This window comes from Albidovulum marisflavi (assembly GCF_025751435.1).
Taxonomy (GTDB): Bacteria; Pseudomonadota; Alphaproteobacteria; order Rhodobacterales; family Rhodobacteraceae; genus Albidovulum; species Albidovulum marisflavi.
This window is the reverse complement of the sequence record NZ_JAOWKY010000001.1, coordinates 609,626-622,815: the sequence shown is the minus strand read 5'-3', so window position 1 is coordinate 622,815 and position 13,190 is coordinate 609,626. Positions and strand designations below refer to the sequence as shown.

The following is a 13,190-nucleotide window of genomic DNA, read 5'->3' as shown; positions in this document are numbered from 1 at the left end:
GCCAGCTTTAGCTGGTGCGCGCCAGCTTGGCAAAGGCCCCGTTGCGCCCCCCTTGCGGTTGGAATAAACCACCGCCATGGCCCAGAACCGCTTCTCATCCTCCTCCGGCCCGTCGCAGCGTCAGCTGCGCGTTGGCGAGCTCATACGACGGACCCTGTCCGAGGTTCTGGCGCGCGGCGACGTGCACGACCCCGAGTTGAACCGCTTTTCCATCACCGTGGGTGAGGTGCGCTGTTCGCCCGACCTGAAAGTGGCGATGGTCTACGTGCTTCCGCTGGGTGGCCGGGATGCGGATTCGGCGCTTGTTGCGTTGCAGCGCAACAAGGGCGAACTGCGCCGGCTGGCCGCCAAGGGCATGTCGCTGAAGTTCGCACCCGAACTGCGCTTCATGCTGGACGAAACCTTCGACAAGCTCGACGACGCGCGGCGCATGTTTTCCGATGAACGGGTGCGCAGGGACGTGGAGTCCGGCCCCGCTGATGCCGGCGACGAGGACGATGACGCGGATCGCTAAGCTGGCCCTGGTCTCGGCCCTTGTCTTCTGGTCCGTGCCCGCCGCCTCGGAAACCTGCCGCACCCTTGGATACGAGGGGACCGACTACGCGATCTGCGAGGTTCGGGCGGCCGAGGACCTGAGACTGTTCCTGAACGACGCCGAGGGCCGGCGGCTTGGAACCTTCGAGCGGGTGAACGCGATGCTGGCCGACGAGGGCAAGAGGCTTCGCTTCGCCATGAATGCCGGCATGTACCATCCAGATCGGTCCCCGGTCGGGTACTACGTCGAGGACCAGGAGGAAAAGGCGCGGCTGGTTCGATCGGCCGGGCCCGGAAACTTCGGCATGCTTCCGAACGGTATCTTCTGCATTCTCGTGGATGGCTTCACCGTGCAGGAAACGCTGGCCTTCGACGCGGCGCGGCCCGACTGCCGGTTTGCGACGCAATCCGGGCCGATGCTTGTCATATCTGGCGCGATGCACCCGCGCCTGTTGCCCGACAGCGAATCCCGTTTCATCAGGAACGGTGTGGGCGTGTCGCCGGACGGTGACGCGGCCTATTTCGTCGTGTCGGACGGCCCGGTCACGTTCCACGAGTTCGCACGGCTGTTCCGCGACAGCCTGAAGGTGTCCGACGCGCTGTATTTCGACGGCAATATCTCACGCCTTCACGCCCCCGAACTGGGGCGCGACGATTTCGGATTTCCCATGGGCCCGATCGTCGGGCTGGCCGTGCAGGCTGACGGCGACGGGAATTGACGCTGGGCCGATCCTTCGTTAGGGGCGGCCTTCTGCAGGAACGGGGCACGATATGGCACGCAAGAAAGGGCGCGAGGTTTCCGGTTGGCTGGTGGTGGACAAGCCCGCCGGCATGACCTCGACTTCCGTCGTCAACAAGGTCCGTTGGGCCTTCGACGCAAAGAAGGCGGGCCACGCGGGCACGCTGGATCCGGCGGCAACGGGCGTTTTGGCCGTCGCCCTGGGCGAGGCCACGAAAACCGTGCCCTTCATCACCGATGCGCTGAAATGCTACCGCTTCTCGGTGCGGCTGGGTGTTGCCACGAACACCGACGACGCCGAGGGCGAGGTGATCGCCACATCCGACAGCCGCCCCACCGATGCGCAGATCGAGGCGGCCCTGTCCGCGTTCCGCGGCGAGATCATGCAGGTGCCGCCGCAGTTTTCGGCCGTCAAGGTCGACGGCGAACGCGCCTATGCGCTGGCGCGCGCGGGCGAGGAGTTGGAGCTTGCCGCCCGCCCGCTCTGGGTGGAATCGCTCGACATCGTGGCGCGGCCCGATGCCGATACGGTCGAGCTTGAGATGGTGTGCGGCAAGGGCGGCTATGTGCGCTCCATCGCGCGTGACTTGGGTCAGGCACTGGGGTGCCTGGGTCATGTCATATGGCTGCGCCGCGAGTGGTCCGGCCCGTTCGAGGCCAGCGATGGCGTCAGCATCGAAACGATCGACGCAGAGGCGAAGACCGATGCGCTGGACGCTCGGCTTTTGCCGGTGGAAGTCGGCTTGGCGGACCTGCCGGAACTGAGGGCGACGCCGGAAGGCGCCGCGCGGCTCAAGAACGGCAACCCGGGAATGGTCCTGGCCTCTGATGTCGAGTGGGGCGAGGAAGCCTGGGCGAGCTATCAGGGCCGGCCGCTTGCCGTCGGCGTCTACAAGTCCGGCGAACTGCATCCGAGCCGGGTTTTCCAGCTCTGAGGTTGAAGCCGGGGGCGCTGCCCCGCAGTCCATTGGCTTCTTGAACCAATGGCGAAACCAACGGACTGCCCACGGGATACTTGCAAAAAGAAGAAGATCAGAGCGCGAGGCCGAGCTTGCGCCCTTCGTGGAAGGCGTAGGGCGCCTGCCGGGGGGCGGCGGCATCTCCGATCAGGTGGATTTCGACGCCGTCGAGTTCGGTCGAGAGGGGATCGAAGGCACGGTTCGTCGTCGACATGACAAGCGCACTGGCGTCCTGCCGGGTTTCGGCCCCGGTCAGCATGTTGCGAACCGTAGCGGCGTCCCCGTGCCACTCGGCGATAAGGTGTTCGGTCAGGAACGTGACGTCAAGCTTGGCGAGCCTCGGGCGCAGGCCCAGGTCGGACGAGGTGCGGGACAGTTCCTTGCCGATGAAAGCCTCGGGGGTCACGATGGTGACGCGATGGCCGCGTTCGGCCATTGCCCAGGCGGTCCCAAGGCCGCGCCAATTGCCGCCCTCGTCATAAAGAATGACCGCCTCGCCCAGCTTCGCCTCGCGCCGCATGACGTCTTCGGGTGACCAGACCGCGCCACGGTCGATACCCGGCAGCCGGTCATGGCCCGGCATCCAGCGCTGAAACCCGTCCTCATCCGGCAGCGAACCGGTGGCCAGCACCACAGCTTCGGGCGACAGCGCGCGGATATCCTCGGCCTCGGCATAGGTGTTCAGGTGCAGCCGTACCTGCAGCTTCTCGAACTGGCGTTCGTACCAGTCCATGAGGTCCAGGATCTGGGCGCGGCGGGGCTGTTCGCCTGCAAGCCGGAACTGCCCGCCGACGCGCGGCTGGGCTTCGAAGATGTCCACGCGGTGCCCGCGTTCCGCCGCGACCCGCGCGGCCTCGAGCCCTGCAGGACCTGCGCCGACGACGACCACGCGGCGGGGGCTTTCGGCAGGGGTGAAGCGATCGCCGCCCCATTCGAATTCGCGCCCCGCCGAGGGGTTGATGAGGCAGGATATCCAGTAGTCCCGCGACCGCCGTCCCCAGCACATCTGGTTGCACGAAATGCAGCCGCGCACGTCCTCGGCCCGCCCCTCGGTGGTCTTGCGCGCCAGATGCGGATCCGCGATCTGGCCGCGTACGATCGACACCATGTCGGCCTGGCCGCTGGCGATGACGGCCTCGGCGTTTTCGGGCGTCCTGACATGCGCCTCGGACGTGATCTTCGCGTGCTTGACGACCTTCTTCAACTCCTCGGTGAAGGGCGCGGTCAGCTTCTCGGCGTAAAGGAAGGTCGGCATCAGCCGTTCGAAATCCAGGTATCCGCCATGACCGCAGGTGACGTAGTCGATATGGCCCGTTTGGTCGTGGCGCGCGACGATTTCGGCCAGCGCTTCGCCCTGGAGCAGCACGTCATGCGAATCCGAGGTCGAGATCGCGAGGCCGATGATGAAGTCTTCGCCGCAGGCGTGGCGGATGCCCTCGATGATCGTCCGCGACATGCGGGTGCGGTTTTCGAGGCTGCCGCCCCACTTGTCGTCGCGGCGGTTCGACCAGGGCGTCCAGAACTGGTCCAGCAGCGAATGGTAGGCGCCCCAGATCTCCACCCCCTGGAAGCCGGCGTCCCGGCAGCGGACGGCGGCGGCGATGTGGGCCTCGATCAGTTCCTCGATCTCGGCCTCGGTCATGGCGTGCGACCCGTCGCTGTCGTGATAGGATGGCCCGCCCGACGGCCCCCAGTGCGGCGCGAAGCTAAGGTCGGAATCCCCGTGCGCGCCGATGTGGTAGAGCTGTTGCAGGATCACGGCGCCCGCCTCTTTCACCGGTTCGGTCACCTTGCGGAAATGCGGGATGACCTCGTCCGTGGAATGCAGGAAGTTCCCGCGTGTCAGGACCCCCGTGCGGTGGACGGGCATCGGCTCGGCCACGATCATGCCCGCGCCACCCAAGGCGCGTTCCAGCAGATAGCCGGCAAACCGGGGGCCGGGCAGGCCCATGTCGGACATGTTCGCGGTATGCGCCCCGAAGACGATGCGGTTTCTGAGCGTCTGGCCCCGAAGCTCGATCGAGGACAGGAGGTGCGGGTGGGCGGACGAAGGACCTTCGGACATCGTGCTTTCTTTCAAGGGTCGGGCAGGCTGACGTATGCAGCCGGCGGTCTGTCGCCGGGTCCATCACGGCCCGGGCGGTTCTTGCAGCCTAGTACCAGGCGTCCGCCATGCTGGCCTTCTTCTTCGCCACGAAGTCTTGCAGCGCCTCGTCGGTTCCCTGGTCAAGCGCGGGCGCCTCGTATTCCCGCAGCTTCTGTTTCCAGAGCCGGTTCGCGCGCGTTGCCGCGTCGTCGCCGCCGGCAAGCTCCCACTGCTCGAACGGGCTGTTGTCCGCGGTCTCGCTGTCCCAGTACGCGGTTTCGTAGTTTGCCAGCGTGTGGGACGAGCCGAAGAAGTGGTTGCCTGGCCCGACTTCCGAAAATGAATCCACGGCCAGTTGGTTGTCGTCGATCCTTATACCGTCGAGGTAGGTGTGCAGCGCGCCGCAGAGGTCGGCGTCGAGCATGAATTTCTCGTAGGACATCGACAATGCCCCATCGAGCCAGCCGGCGGAATGAAGGATGAAGTTCGTCCCGCAGTGAATCGCCGCCATCATCGACATCATGCCCTCGGTCATCGCCTGCGCATCGGGCAGCTTCGAGGTGGTGAAATTGCCCGAGCAGCGCATCGGCAGGTTCAGCCGGCGGCAAAGCTGGCCGACGACCATCGACCCGATCGCCGGTTCCGGCGTCCCGAAGGAGGGCGAGCCGGTCTTGAGCTGGGTCGAAGAAAGGAAGTTGCCAAAGACGACCGGTGCGCCCTTGCGTTCCAGCTGGGTCAGCGCGCAGCCCGCCATGGTTTCGGCCAGCGACTGCGCGATGGCGCCGGCGTTGGTCACCGGCCCCATGGCGCCACCGAGGATGAATGGCACGACCACCGCGGCCTGATTGGCGCGCGCATAGGCGCGCAGCGATTTCGTCATCGTCCCGTCCCAGACCAGCGGAGAGTTCACGTTGACGTTGCCCAGGATCACGCAGTTTTCGTCCACGAAGTCGCGGCCGAAGACGATGCGCGCCATTTCGATCGAATCGTCGCTGCGCTCTTCGGCGGTGACCGAGCCCATGAAGCAGCGGTCGGAATAGCGCAGATGGGCGTAGACCATGTCCAGGTGACGCTTGTTCACCGGGATGTCGGTCGGTTCGCAGATCGTCCCGCCCGAGTGGTGAAGCCAGGGCGAGGATTGCGCAAGCTTCACGAAGTTCTGGAAGTCCTGAAGCGTGCCGAAGCGCCGCCCCCGGTCCAGGTCCATCACGAAGGGCGAGCCGTAGGCAGGGGCGAACACCACGTTGCGCCCGCCGATCCTGACCGAGTTTTCCGGGTTGCGCGCGTGTTGGGTGAACTCGGCGGGGGCCGAGCGCAGGATCTCGCGCAGCATGCCGGGTTCGAACTTCACCAGCTCGCCTTCGACCGTCGCGCCGGCGTTGCGCCACATGTCAAGCACGACAGGATCGTCGCGGAAGGCAATCCCCGTCTCGGCCAGGATGCGGTCCGCGGCTTGCTCGATCCGTTCCAGATTTTCCTCTGAGAGGATGTCGTAGGTCGGAATGTTGCGCAGAATATACGGCCGTCCGAGGCCGGCGGCCTTTTGCGTCCGCTCCCGGCGCCGCGCTTCCCGCCCGCCGTGGCGTGCTCTGGGCGTCGTGTCTTCCTGTGCCATGATCGTGTCTCCCGGGACTGCGCCTTCGAGCGCGATACTACGGTGACGGCATCCGGGCAGGAAAGTGTTGGCCGCGACATTCGCACGAGAAGAAATGTCGTTTTGGGCCAGTCGACGGTCGGTTCAGGCCGACGCGTCCGGCCCTGCCCGGCTGCGGCTTGCCGCCTGTGCCGGGCAGGGCCGCGTGCTTACTCAGCCGCGAGTTCGGCGGTCCAGCCAGAGATCGCCTTGACCTCCAGGAATTCCTCGATGCCCCAGATACCGCCTTCGCGGGCGCGGCCGGATGCCTTGACCCCACCAAAGGGCGCGCCTGCGCCGCGGGGCTTCCCGTTCATCTCGACCATACCGGATTTCAGCCTCAGCGCCATGCGATTGGCGCGGCCAGGGTCCTGGGTCTGGACATAGTTGGTCAGGCCGTAGGGCGTGTCGTTGGCGATCGTCACCGCTTCGGCCTCATCCTCGAAGGGGACGATCGACAGCACGGGGCCAAAGATTTCCTCCCGTTCGATGGTCATGCCGGGTCTGACGTCGGCGAAGATGGTCGGGCGGACGTAGTAGCCCTTGTTCATCCCCTCGGGCAGGCCAAGACCGCCCGCGACCAGCCTTGCGCCTTCGTCGATGCCCTTCTGGATGTAGCCCTGGATCTGGTCCCACTGCCGCTTGTTGACGACGGGGCCGATGTGGCGACCGTGTTCCGAGGCCGGGCCGACCTTGATCGCCTTCGCGACCTCGGCCGCCTCTTCGACGACGCGGTCATAGATCGCGCGCTCGACCAGCATGCGTGACGGCGCGTTGCAGCTTTGGCCGGTGTTGTTCATCAAGTGAAGCACGCCGCGCTTGACCGCCTTTTCGTCGGCATCGGCAAAGATCACGTTCGCGCCCTTTCCGCCAAGTTCCAGCGTCACCCGCTTGAGCGTCTCGGCCGCGGCCTTGGAAATCGCGCGTCCGGCGCGCGTCGAGCCGGTGAAGGAAATCATCTCGACATCCGGGTGGCTCGACAGTTGCGCGCCCACGCCCATTCCGTCCCCGTTCACAAGGTTGAACACCCCCGGCGGCACGCCGGCATCGTGGCAGAATTCTGCGAAAAGCATCGCGTTCAGCGGGCTTTCCTCAGAGGGTTTCAGCACGCAGGTACAGCCCGCCAGCATCGCGGGGATGGCCTTGAGCGCGATCTGGTTCACGGGCCAGTTCCAGGGCGTGATCAGGCCCACGACGCCGATCGGTTCAAGCGCGATCATGGTGCCCGGCGCGTGGTCGCCCAGCGGCCTGACCCATTCGATATGGTCGAAGGCGCGCAGGAAGTTGCCGGTGTGCCAGGGCAGGCACGGGGCCTGCTGTTCCAGCGCCATATCGATCGGGGCTCCCATCTCCATCGAGATGGCGTGGGCGAATTCCTCTTTGCGCGCCTCGTACTGTTCCAGGATGCGCGCGACGATGGCGCGGCGTTCCGCCGGCGGGGTCGCCGACCACGCGGGAAAGGCGGCCTTGGCCGCGGCGACGGCCGCGTCGGTATCGGCCTGGTCGCCCAGCGAGATGATCGCACAGGGGTCCTCGGTCGACGGGTTGATCACGGCCAAGTCACGCGGTGCTGCGGGCGCGACCCACTGGCCGTTGATGTAGAAATTGCGCTTCTCGATCATCGTGCACCTCACTTTCGGCGCGGACAGTGCCAGCGCGCCGCACCGCGCGCAAGTGCCCGGGCGCAAATTTGATCAAATTTCTCACGGTGACGCAGGCAACCCCACCGCAACGCAGAAAGGCGCCGCGGATGCGGCGCCTTTTTCGGCTTTCCAAAGCGGTGCAACTTACACGTCCAGCGTGTTTTCATGTTCCCAGTGCGAGAAGTGCGAAACGAAGCTGTTCCACTCCCGATGCTTCAGCTTCATGTAGGCGTTCGAGAACTCTTCGCCCATCATCGCCTTCAGAGTCTTGTCCTTGTCGTATTCCCGCAGTGCGTCCAGAAGGTTCAATGGCAGCTTCGGGGCTCCTTTGACCTTGTGGCCCTCCGCATACATGTCGATGTCGTACCGCCTGCCGGGATCGGCCTTGGAACGCACGCCGTCCAGGCCGGCCGCGATGATCACGGCCTGCAGCAGATAGGGGTTGGCGGCGCCATCGGGCAGGCGCAGTTCGAACCGGCCAGGACCGGGCACCCGGACCATGTGGGTGCGGTTGTTCCCCGTCCAGGTCACAGTGTTCGGCGCCCAGGTCGCGCCCGAGGACGTGCGCGGCGCGTTGATCCGCTTGTAGCTGTTGACCGTCGGGTTGGTGATCGCGGCAAGGGCCGAGGCATGTTTCATGATGCCGCCAAGGAAGTGACGGCCACGCTCTGACAGGCCCAGTTCCGCGCCCTTGTCCGCAAAGGCGTTGGTCTTGCCGTCCATGTCCCAGACCGAGATATGGGCGTGGCAGCCCGAACCGGTCAGGCCCTTGAAGGGTTTCGGCATGAAGGTTGCGCGCAATCCGTGCTTTTCAGCGACCGACTTCACCATGAACTTGAAGAACGAATGCTTGTCGGCGGTCGCCATGACGTCATCGTATTCCCAGTTCATCTCGAACTGGCCGTTCGCGTCCTCATGGTCGTTCTGATAGGGCTTCCAGCCAAGCGCCAGCATGTGGTCGCAGATTTCCGCGATCACGTCATAGCGGCGCATGATCGCCTGCTGGTCGTAGCAGGGCTTTTCCGCGGTATCGTATTCATCCGAGATCTTGCTGCCGTCGGCGGACAGAAGGAAGAACTCCGGTTCGACCCCGGTCTTGACGCGCAGCCCCTCTTTCGCGGCCTCGTCGATCAGGTTTTTCAGCACGTTGCGCGGCGCCTGCCTGACCAGTTCGCCCTCCATTGTCGCGGTGGCGGCCACCCAGGCCACCTCGGGCTTCCAGGGCAGCTGGATGACCGAGTCGGTGTCGGGAACCGCCATCAGGTCGGGATGCGCGGGCGTCAGGTCCAGCCAGGTCGCGAAACCGGCGAAACCCGCGCCGTCTTCGGTCATGTCGGCGATCGCCTCTGCCGGCACCAGCTTGGCGCGCTGGCCGCCGAACAGGTCGGTGTAAGAAATCATGAAATACTTGACGCCATTGTCCTTCGCGAACTTGGCCAGATCCTTCGGCATTTACAGGTCTCCCGGTTGGATTGAGAAGGGCGCGGTCGTTGGCCGCCGCGCCCCTGTTGTCTTGATCCGATCAGTATCCGCCCCGCCCGGGTATCCAGCTGGTTCCCGCCAGCGGCACCCCCGCCATCGCGGCCGCTTCCACGGTCAGCGCGCAGAGATCTTCAGGTTCGAGGTTGTGCAGGTGGTTCTTGCCGCAGGCCCGCGCGAGCGTCTGCGCCTCAAGCGTCATCACCTTGAGGTAATTGGCCAGGCGGCGGCCGCCCATCACCGGGTCGAAACGGCTGAACAGTTCCGGATCCTGCGTGGTGATCCCGGCGGGATCCTTGCCTTCGTGCCAGTCGTCGTAGGCGCCGGCGGTGGTTCCAAGCTTGCGGTATTCCTCTTCCAGCGCCGGGTCGTTGTCGCCCAGCGCCACCAGCGCTGCTGTTCCGATCGACACGGCATCGGCTCCGAGGGCCAAGGCCTTGGCGACGTCCGCGCCCGTCCGGATGCCGCCCGAGACCACAAGCTGCACCTTGCGGTGCATGCCAAGGTCCTGAAGCGCCTTCACCGCCTGGGGAATGCAGGCAAGGGTCGGCTGGCCGACATGTTCGATGAAAACGTCCTGGGTGGCGGCGGTGCCGCCCTGCATCCCGTCCAGAACCACGACGTCGGCACCGGCCTTCACCGAAAGCGCCGTGTCGTAATAGGGCCGCGCGCCGCCGACCTTGACGTAGATCGGGGTTTGCCAGTCGGTGATCTCGCGCAGTTCCAGAATCTTGATTTCCATATCGTCGGGCCCGGTCCAGTCGGGGTGACGACAGGCCGAGCGCTGGTCGATCCCCTTGGGAAGCGTCCGCATTTCCGCGACGCGGTCGGAGATCTTCTGGCCCAGCAGCATGCCGCCGCCGCCGGGCTTGGCGCCCTGCCCCACGACAAGCTCGATCGCATCCGCACGGCGCAGGTCATCAGGGTTCATGCCGTAGCGCGAGGGCAGGTACTGATAGACCAGCGTCTTGGAATGGCCGCGCTCTTCCTCGGTCATGCCGCCGTCGCCGGTCGTGGTGGAGGTCCCGGCAAGCGTCGCGCCGCGACCCAGCGCCTCTTTCGCGGGGCCCGAGAGCGAACCGAAGCTCATGCCCGCGATCGTGACGGGAATATCCAGGTGGATCGGCTTTTGCGCGTAGCGCGTGCCGAGCCAGACGTCGGTCGCGCATTTTTCGCGGTAGCCCTCCAGCGGATAGCGGCTGATCGAGGCGCCCAGGAACAGAAGGTCATCGAAATGCGGCAGCCGCCGCTTCGAGCCGCCGCCGCGAATGTCGTAGATGCCGGACGCCGCGGCCCGGCGAATCTCGGCGTTGGTGTCGTTCGAAAAGGTCCAGGACTGGCGCGGCGGCGTATGGGGGAAGTCGCTCATGTTCGGTCCTCAGTAAGCCGACGCGTTGTCGATGTTGAAGTTGTAGAGCTTGCGGGCCGAACCGTAGCGCCGGAACTCTTCCGGCCTGGCCTTGGCGTCCGCCTCGCCGCGGCGAAGCAGGTTTTCCAGAATCTCCAGGTGCTCTGCCCGCATTTCCTTTTCGATGCAGTCGGCACCAAGGCTTTTCACGTTGCCGCGCACGAACAGTCTCGCCTCGTACAGACTGTCGCCAAGGGCATCGCCCGCATCGCCCAGCACCACCAGGTTGCCCGATTGCGCCATGAAGGCCGACATGTGGCCGATCGAACCGTGAACGACGATGTCGATGCCCTTCATCGAGATCCCGCAGCGCGACGACGCATTGCCCTTGATCACCAGAAGCCCGCCGCGGCCGGTTGCGCCGGCGTATTGGCTGGCGTCGCCGTCCACGATGACCGTGCCCGACATCATGTTTTCCGCCACCCCCGGACCGGCTGAACCCTTCACCCGGACCGTCGCCTGCTTGTTCATGCCGGCGCAGTAGTATCCCGTGGACCCGTGAACGGTGATGTCCACGGGCGCATCAACGCCCACGGCGATGGCATGGCTGCCGCGGGGATTGACGATGTCCCATTGGGTTTCGTTGGTCTGCCCCTTGAGGGCGTGCAGGTTGCTATTGAGCGCACGCAACCCGTGCGCCCCCAGATCGAAACTCGGCATGCTCAGCGTTCCCAGAAATACACGGTGGCGGGTTCAGGTTCCCAGACGCGGGCGTCTTCGATGCCCGGCAGATCGACAAGGGCGCGGTATTCGGATCCGAAGGCGACGTACTGATCGGTTTCGGCCATGACCGCGGGCTTGCAGGCGATCGGATCGCGCACGACGCCAAAGCCGTTCTTGGTGCCGACGACGAAGGTGAAGAAGCCATCAAGGTCTGTCAGCGTGGCCTCCATCGCCTGCCCAAGCCCGGCGCCGTCCTCCATCTTGTGGGACAGGAAGGCCGCGGCGACCTCGGTGTCGTTTTCCGTCTCGAAGGTCATGCCCGCCTTCTTCAGGGTCCGGCGGACCGAGTTGTGGTTCGAAAGTGAACCGTTGTGCACCAGACATTGGTCGGACCCGGTTGAAAACGGGTGCGCACCCATGGTGGTGACGGCCGATTCGGTCGCCATGCGGGTGTGCCCGATCCCGTGCGTGCCCTTCATCCGGGCAATGTCGAACCGCGCGGCCACGTCCTTCGGCAGCCCCACCTCCTTGAAGATCTCGATGCTGTCGCCGACGCTCATGATCTTCACGGCCGGGCGCAGATGGGCAAGTGCCGTGCGCGCAGCCTCAAGCTGATCCAGCGGCACCTCAAGCACAGCATGCGTGCTTTTGATCAGAAGCAGCACGGGCGTGCCGATCGCGTTCTTCAGATCCTCGTCCAGGTTCCGGAAGTCCGCCTCGGGCTGCGCGGATTGCACGGTGATCTTGCCGATGCCGTCACGGGCGCCGGAATAGATCGCGATGCCTGCGCTGTCGGGGCCGCGGTCGGTCATGGTGACAAGCATGTCCGCCAGCATGGCACCAAGCTTTGGTTCTAATGAGGGGTCCTTCAGGAAAAGGCCGACGATGCCGCACATGATGCGCTCCCAAATGATTATGAAGCGACGCTAGCAGCTTCGCATTTTCGATTCAACTAGCAAGAAACATTTTTAACCATAGGGGGTAGCCATCCATCCTCTTTGCGAGGGCGGACGAAGGTGTCCACCTTTCGCGCACTCACAGAAAGCTTGACAGATTGCCGCAGGAGATATTCCCTGTAGAAAAAAAAGTTGACGAGGAGAAAAGTACCCGACCGCCCTCAGACGATGTGCAGCCGGGATCGAAGACAACATAGGGAGGAGTGGAAAGTGTCAGACCTGTCTGGACGCATCCAAGCGATGCACCAGCGCGACGTTCTGGTGGCCTGGGCATTCGTCATCGGCCTGTGGCTGGCGGTGATCTTCGTGGCGATCGCCACCTGGTCGCTGGCCCCGTCAAGCGCGGCGCGCGTGATTCTTCTGATCGGCGGCGGAATAGTCCTGCTGTTCAACACCGCGGCGATCGTGGCGATGCTGCGCCATTATCGTGAGGACCGCGACTTCATGTACGGGCTCGACATCAAGTTTCTGGACGAGGCCCGCGCGGCGAAGTTCGGCGAAAAAGCCAGCGTGGCAGAGGGGTAATCGACATGGCAAGATACATAGCCCCGACGCAAAGCAAGGCCAGCCAGATATTCGACGTGATTTTTCTGGTGGTACTGACGCTCGGCGCGCTGTTCGTTCCGCTGAAGATGGGACTTTCGGGTGCGGCCAAGACTGTCGCGGCGCCCGAAGCGAATCCCACCTGGGAATCGCTGGGTCAGACCCCGGCGCAAGCGGCGCAATACGAGGCCCTCGGCTATACGCCCGAAAGCGCGCACGACCTGATCCTGGCGCGCTTCGACTACTCCTTCACCACCGGGGCGCTGCTCGCGATGATCGTGGTCATCATAGCCTACTACGTGCTGATGCTGAAGTTTTCGGAAACCGAATACCGCGAGGTCATCGCGGAGAAATTCGACGGAAAGTGAGGGGCGCAGATGGAAACCTGGCAAATGCTGGAATACGCGGCCTGGGGCGTCTCTGCGCTTCTGGGCCTGTTCATGGTCGCCGATTGGCTCAAGACGGATACGACCTACTCGGAAGATGTCCTGACCTCATCGCGCGAAGGCGAGCTTGAGGCCATGACCGAAGAGCACAAGATCTGAGG

The 13,190-nt window shown here is 64.7% G+C and carries 13 protein-coding genes; 6 read left to right on the top strand and 7 right to left on the bottom strand.

The window, feature by feature from the left end; all coding sequences use genetic code 11:
• Nucleotides 1–76: 76 nt before the first annotated feature.
• From rbfA to truB, 3 genes are read left to right on the top strand one after another with little or no spacing between them, the layout of a single operon-like run.
• Complete coding sequence (rbfA, locus tag OEW28_RS03000; RefSeq protein ID WP_263733234.1) at nt 77–514, top strand: 30S ribosome-binding factor RbfA; 438 nt, start codon at nt 77–79, stop codon at nt 512–514.
• Nucleotides 498–1,253, top strand: coding sequence for a phosphodiester glycosidase family protein (locus OEW28_RS02995; RefSeq protein WP_263733233.1), 756 nt, complete (start codon nt 498–500; stop codon nt 1,251–1,253). Before rbfA ends, OEW28_RS02995 begins: the two co-directional genes overlap by 17 nt.
• A 52-nt stretch (nt 1,254–1,305) precedes the next feature.
• Nucleotides 1,306–2,208, top strand: a complete 903-nt coding sequence (gene truB, locus OEW28_RS02990) for a tRNA pseudouridine(55) synthase TruB (protein ID WP_263733232.1) — start codon at nt 1,306–1,308, stop codon at nt 2,206–2,208.
• A gap of 97 nt (nt 2,209–2,305) precedes the next feature.
• Here the strand turns inward: truB and OEW28_RS02985 are convergent, their stop codons facing one another.
• The 7 genes from OEW28_RS02985 to OEW28_RS02955 all read right to left on the bottom strand — a co-directional run bounded on the left by OEW28_RS02985 (nt 2,306) and on the right by OEW28_RS02955 (nt 12,040).
• A complete protein-coding gene (locus OEW28_RS02985) occupies nt 2,306–4,297 on the bottom strand; it encodes an FAD-dependent oxidoreductase (RefSeq protein WP_263733231.1) in 1,992 nt (663 codons plus the stop codon).
• An 88-nt stretch (nt 4,298–4,385) separates the two neighbouring features.
• Complete coding sequence (locus OEW28_RS02980) at nt 4,386–5,933, bottom strand: trimethylamine methyltransferase family protein (RefSeq protein ID WP_263733230.1); 1,548 nt, start codon at nt 5,931–5,933, stop codon at nt 4,386–4,388.
• A gap of 188 nt (nt 5,934–6,121) precedes the next feature.
• Nucleotides 6,122–7,573, bottom strand: coding sequence for an aldehyde dehydrogenase family protein (locus OEW28_RS02975; protein ID WP_263733229.1), 1,452 nt, complete (start codon nt 7,571–7,573; stop codon nt 6,122–6,124).
• Between the two features lie 165 nt (nt 7,574–7,738).
• A complete protein-coding gene (gene glnT, locus OEW28_RS02970) occupies nt 7,739–9,046 on the bottom strand; it encodes a type III glutamate--ammonia ligase (protein ID WP_263733228.1) in 1,308 nt (435 codons plus the stop codon).
• A gap of 70 nt (nt 9,047–9,116) precedes the next feature.
• The gene (locus tag OEW28_RS02965; RefSeq protein WP_263733227.1) at nt 9,117–10,442 is read right to left on the bottom strand and encodes an FMN-binding glutamate synthase family protein; all 1,326 of its coding nucleotides are present in this window, start codon (nt 10,440–10,442) and stop codon (nt 9,117–9,119) included.
• Between the two features lie 9 nt (nt 10,443–10,451).
• Nucleotides 10,452–11,141, bottom strand: coding sequence for a GXGXG domain-containing protein (locus tag OEW28_RS02960; protein WP_263733226.1), 690 nt, complete (start codon nt 11,139–11,141; stop codon nt 10,452–10,454).
• A 2-nt stretch (nt 11,142–11,143) separates the two neighbouring features.
• Entirely contained in the window at nt 11,144–12,040 is an 897-nt protein-coding gene (locus OEW28_RS02955; RefSeq protein WP_263733225.1) for a class II glutamine amidotransferase, read from the bottom strand.
• Nucleotides 12,041–12,310: 270 nt separating this feature from the next.
• Here OEW28_RS02955 and OEW28_RS02950 point away from each other — a divergent pair, with 270 nt between their 5' ends.
• From OEW28_RS02950 to OEW28_RS02940, 3 genes are read left to right on the top strand one after another with little or no spacing between them, the layout of a single operon-like run.
• Nucleotides 12,311–12,625 carry a hypothetical protein gene (locus OEW28_RS02950; protein WP_263733224.1) on the top strand — a complete coding sequence of 105 codons (315 nt, stop codon included), beginning with the start codon at nt 12,311–12,313 and terminating at the stop codon, nt 12,623–12,625.
• A gap of 5 nt (nt 12,626–12,630) precedes the next feature.
• Nucleotides 12,631–13,011, top strand: coding sequence for a hypothetical protein (locus tag OEW28_RS02945; protein ID WP_263733223.1), 381 nt, complete (start codon nt 12,631–12,633; stop codon nt 13,009–13,011).
• A gap of 9 nt (nt 13,012–13,020) precedes the next feature.
• Nucleotides 13,021–13,188 (top strand): hypothetical protein, encoded by a 168-nt coding sequence (locus OEW28_RS02940; protein WP_263733222.1) that lies wholly within the window; start codon nt 13,021–13,023, stop codon nt 13,186–13,188.
• Nucleotides 13,189–13,190 lie beyond the last annotated feature (2 nt).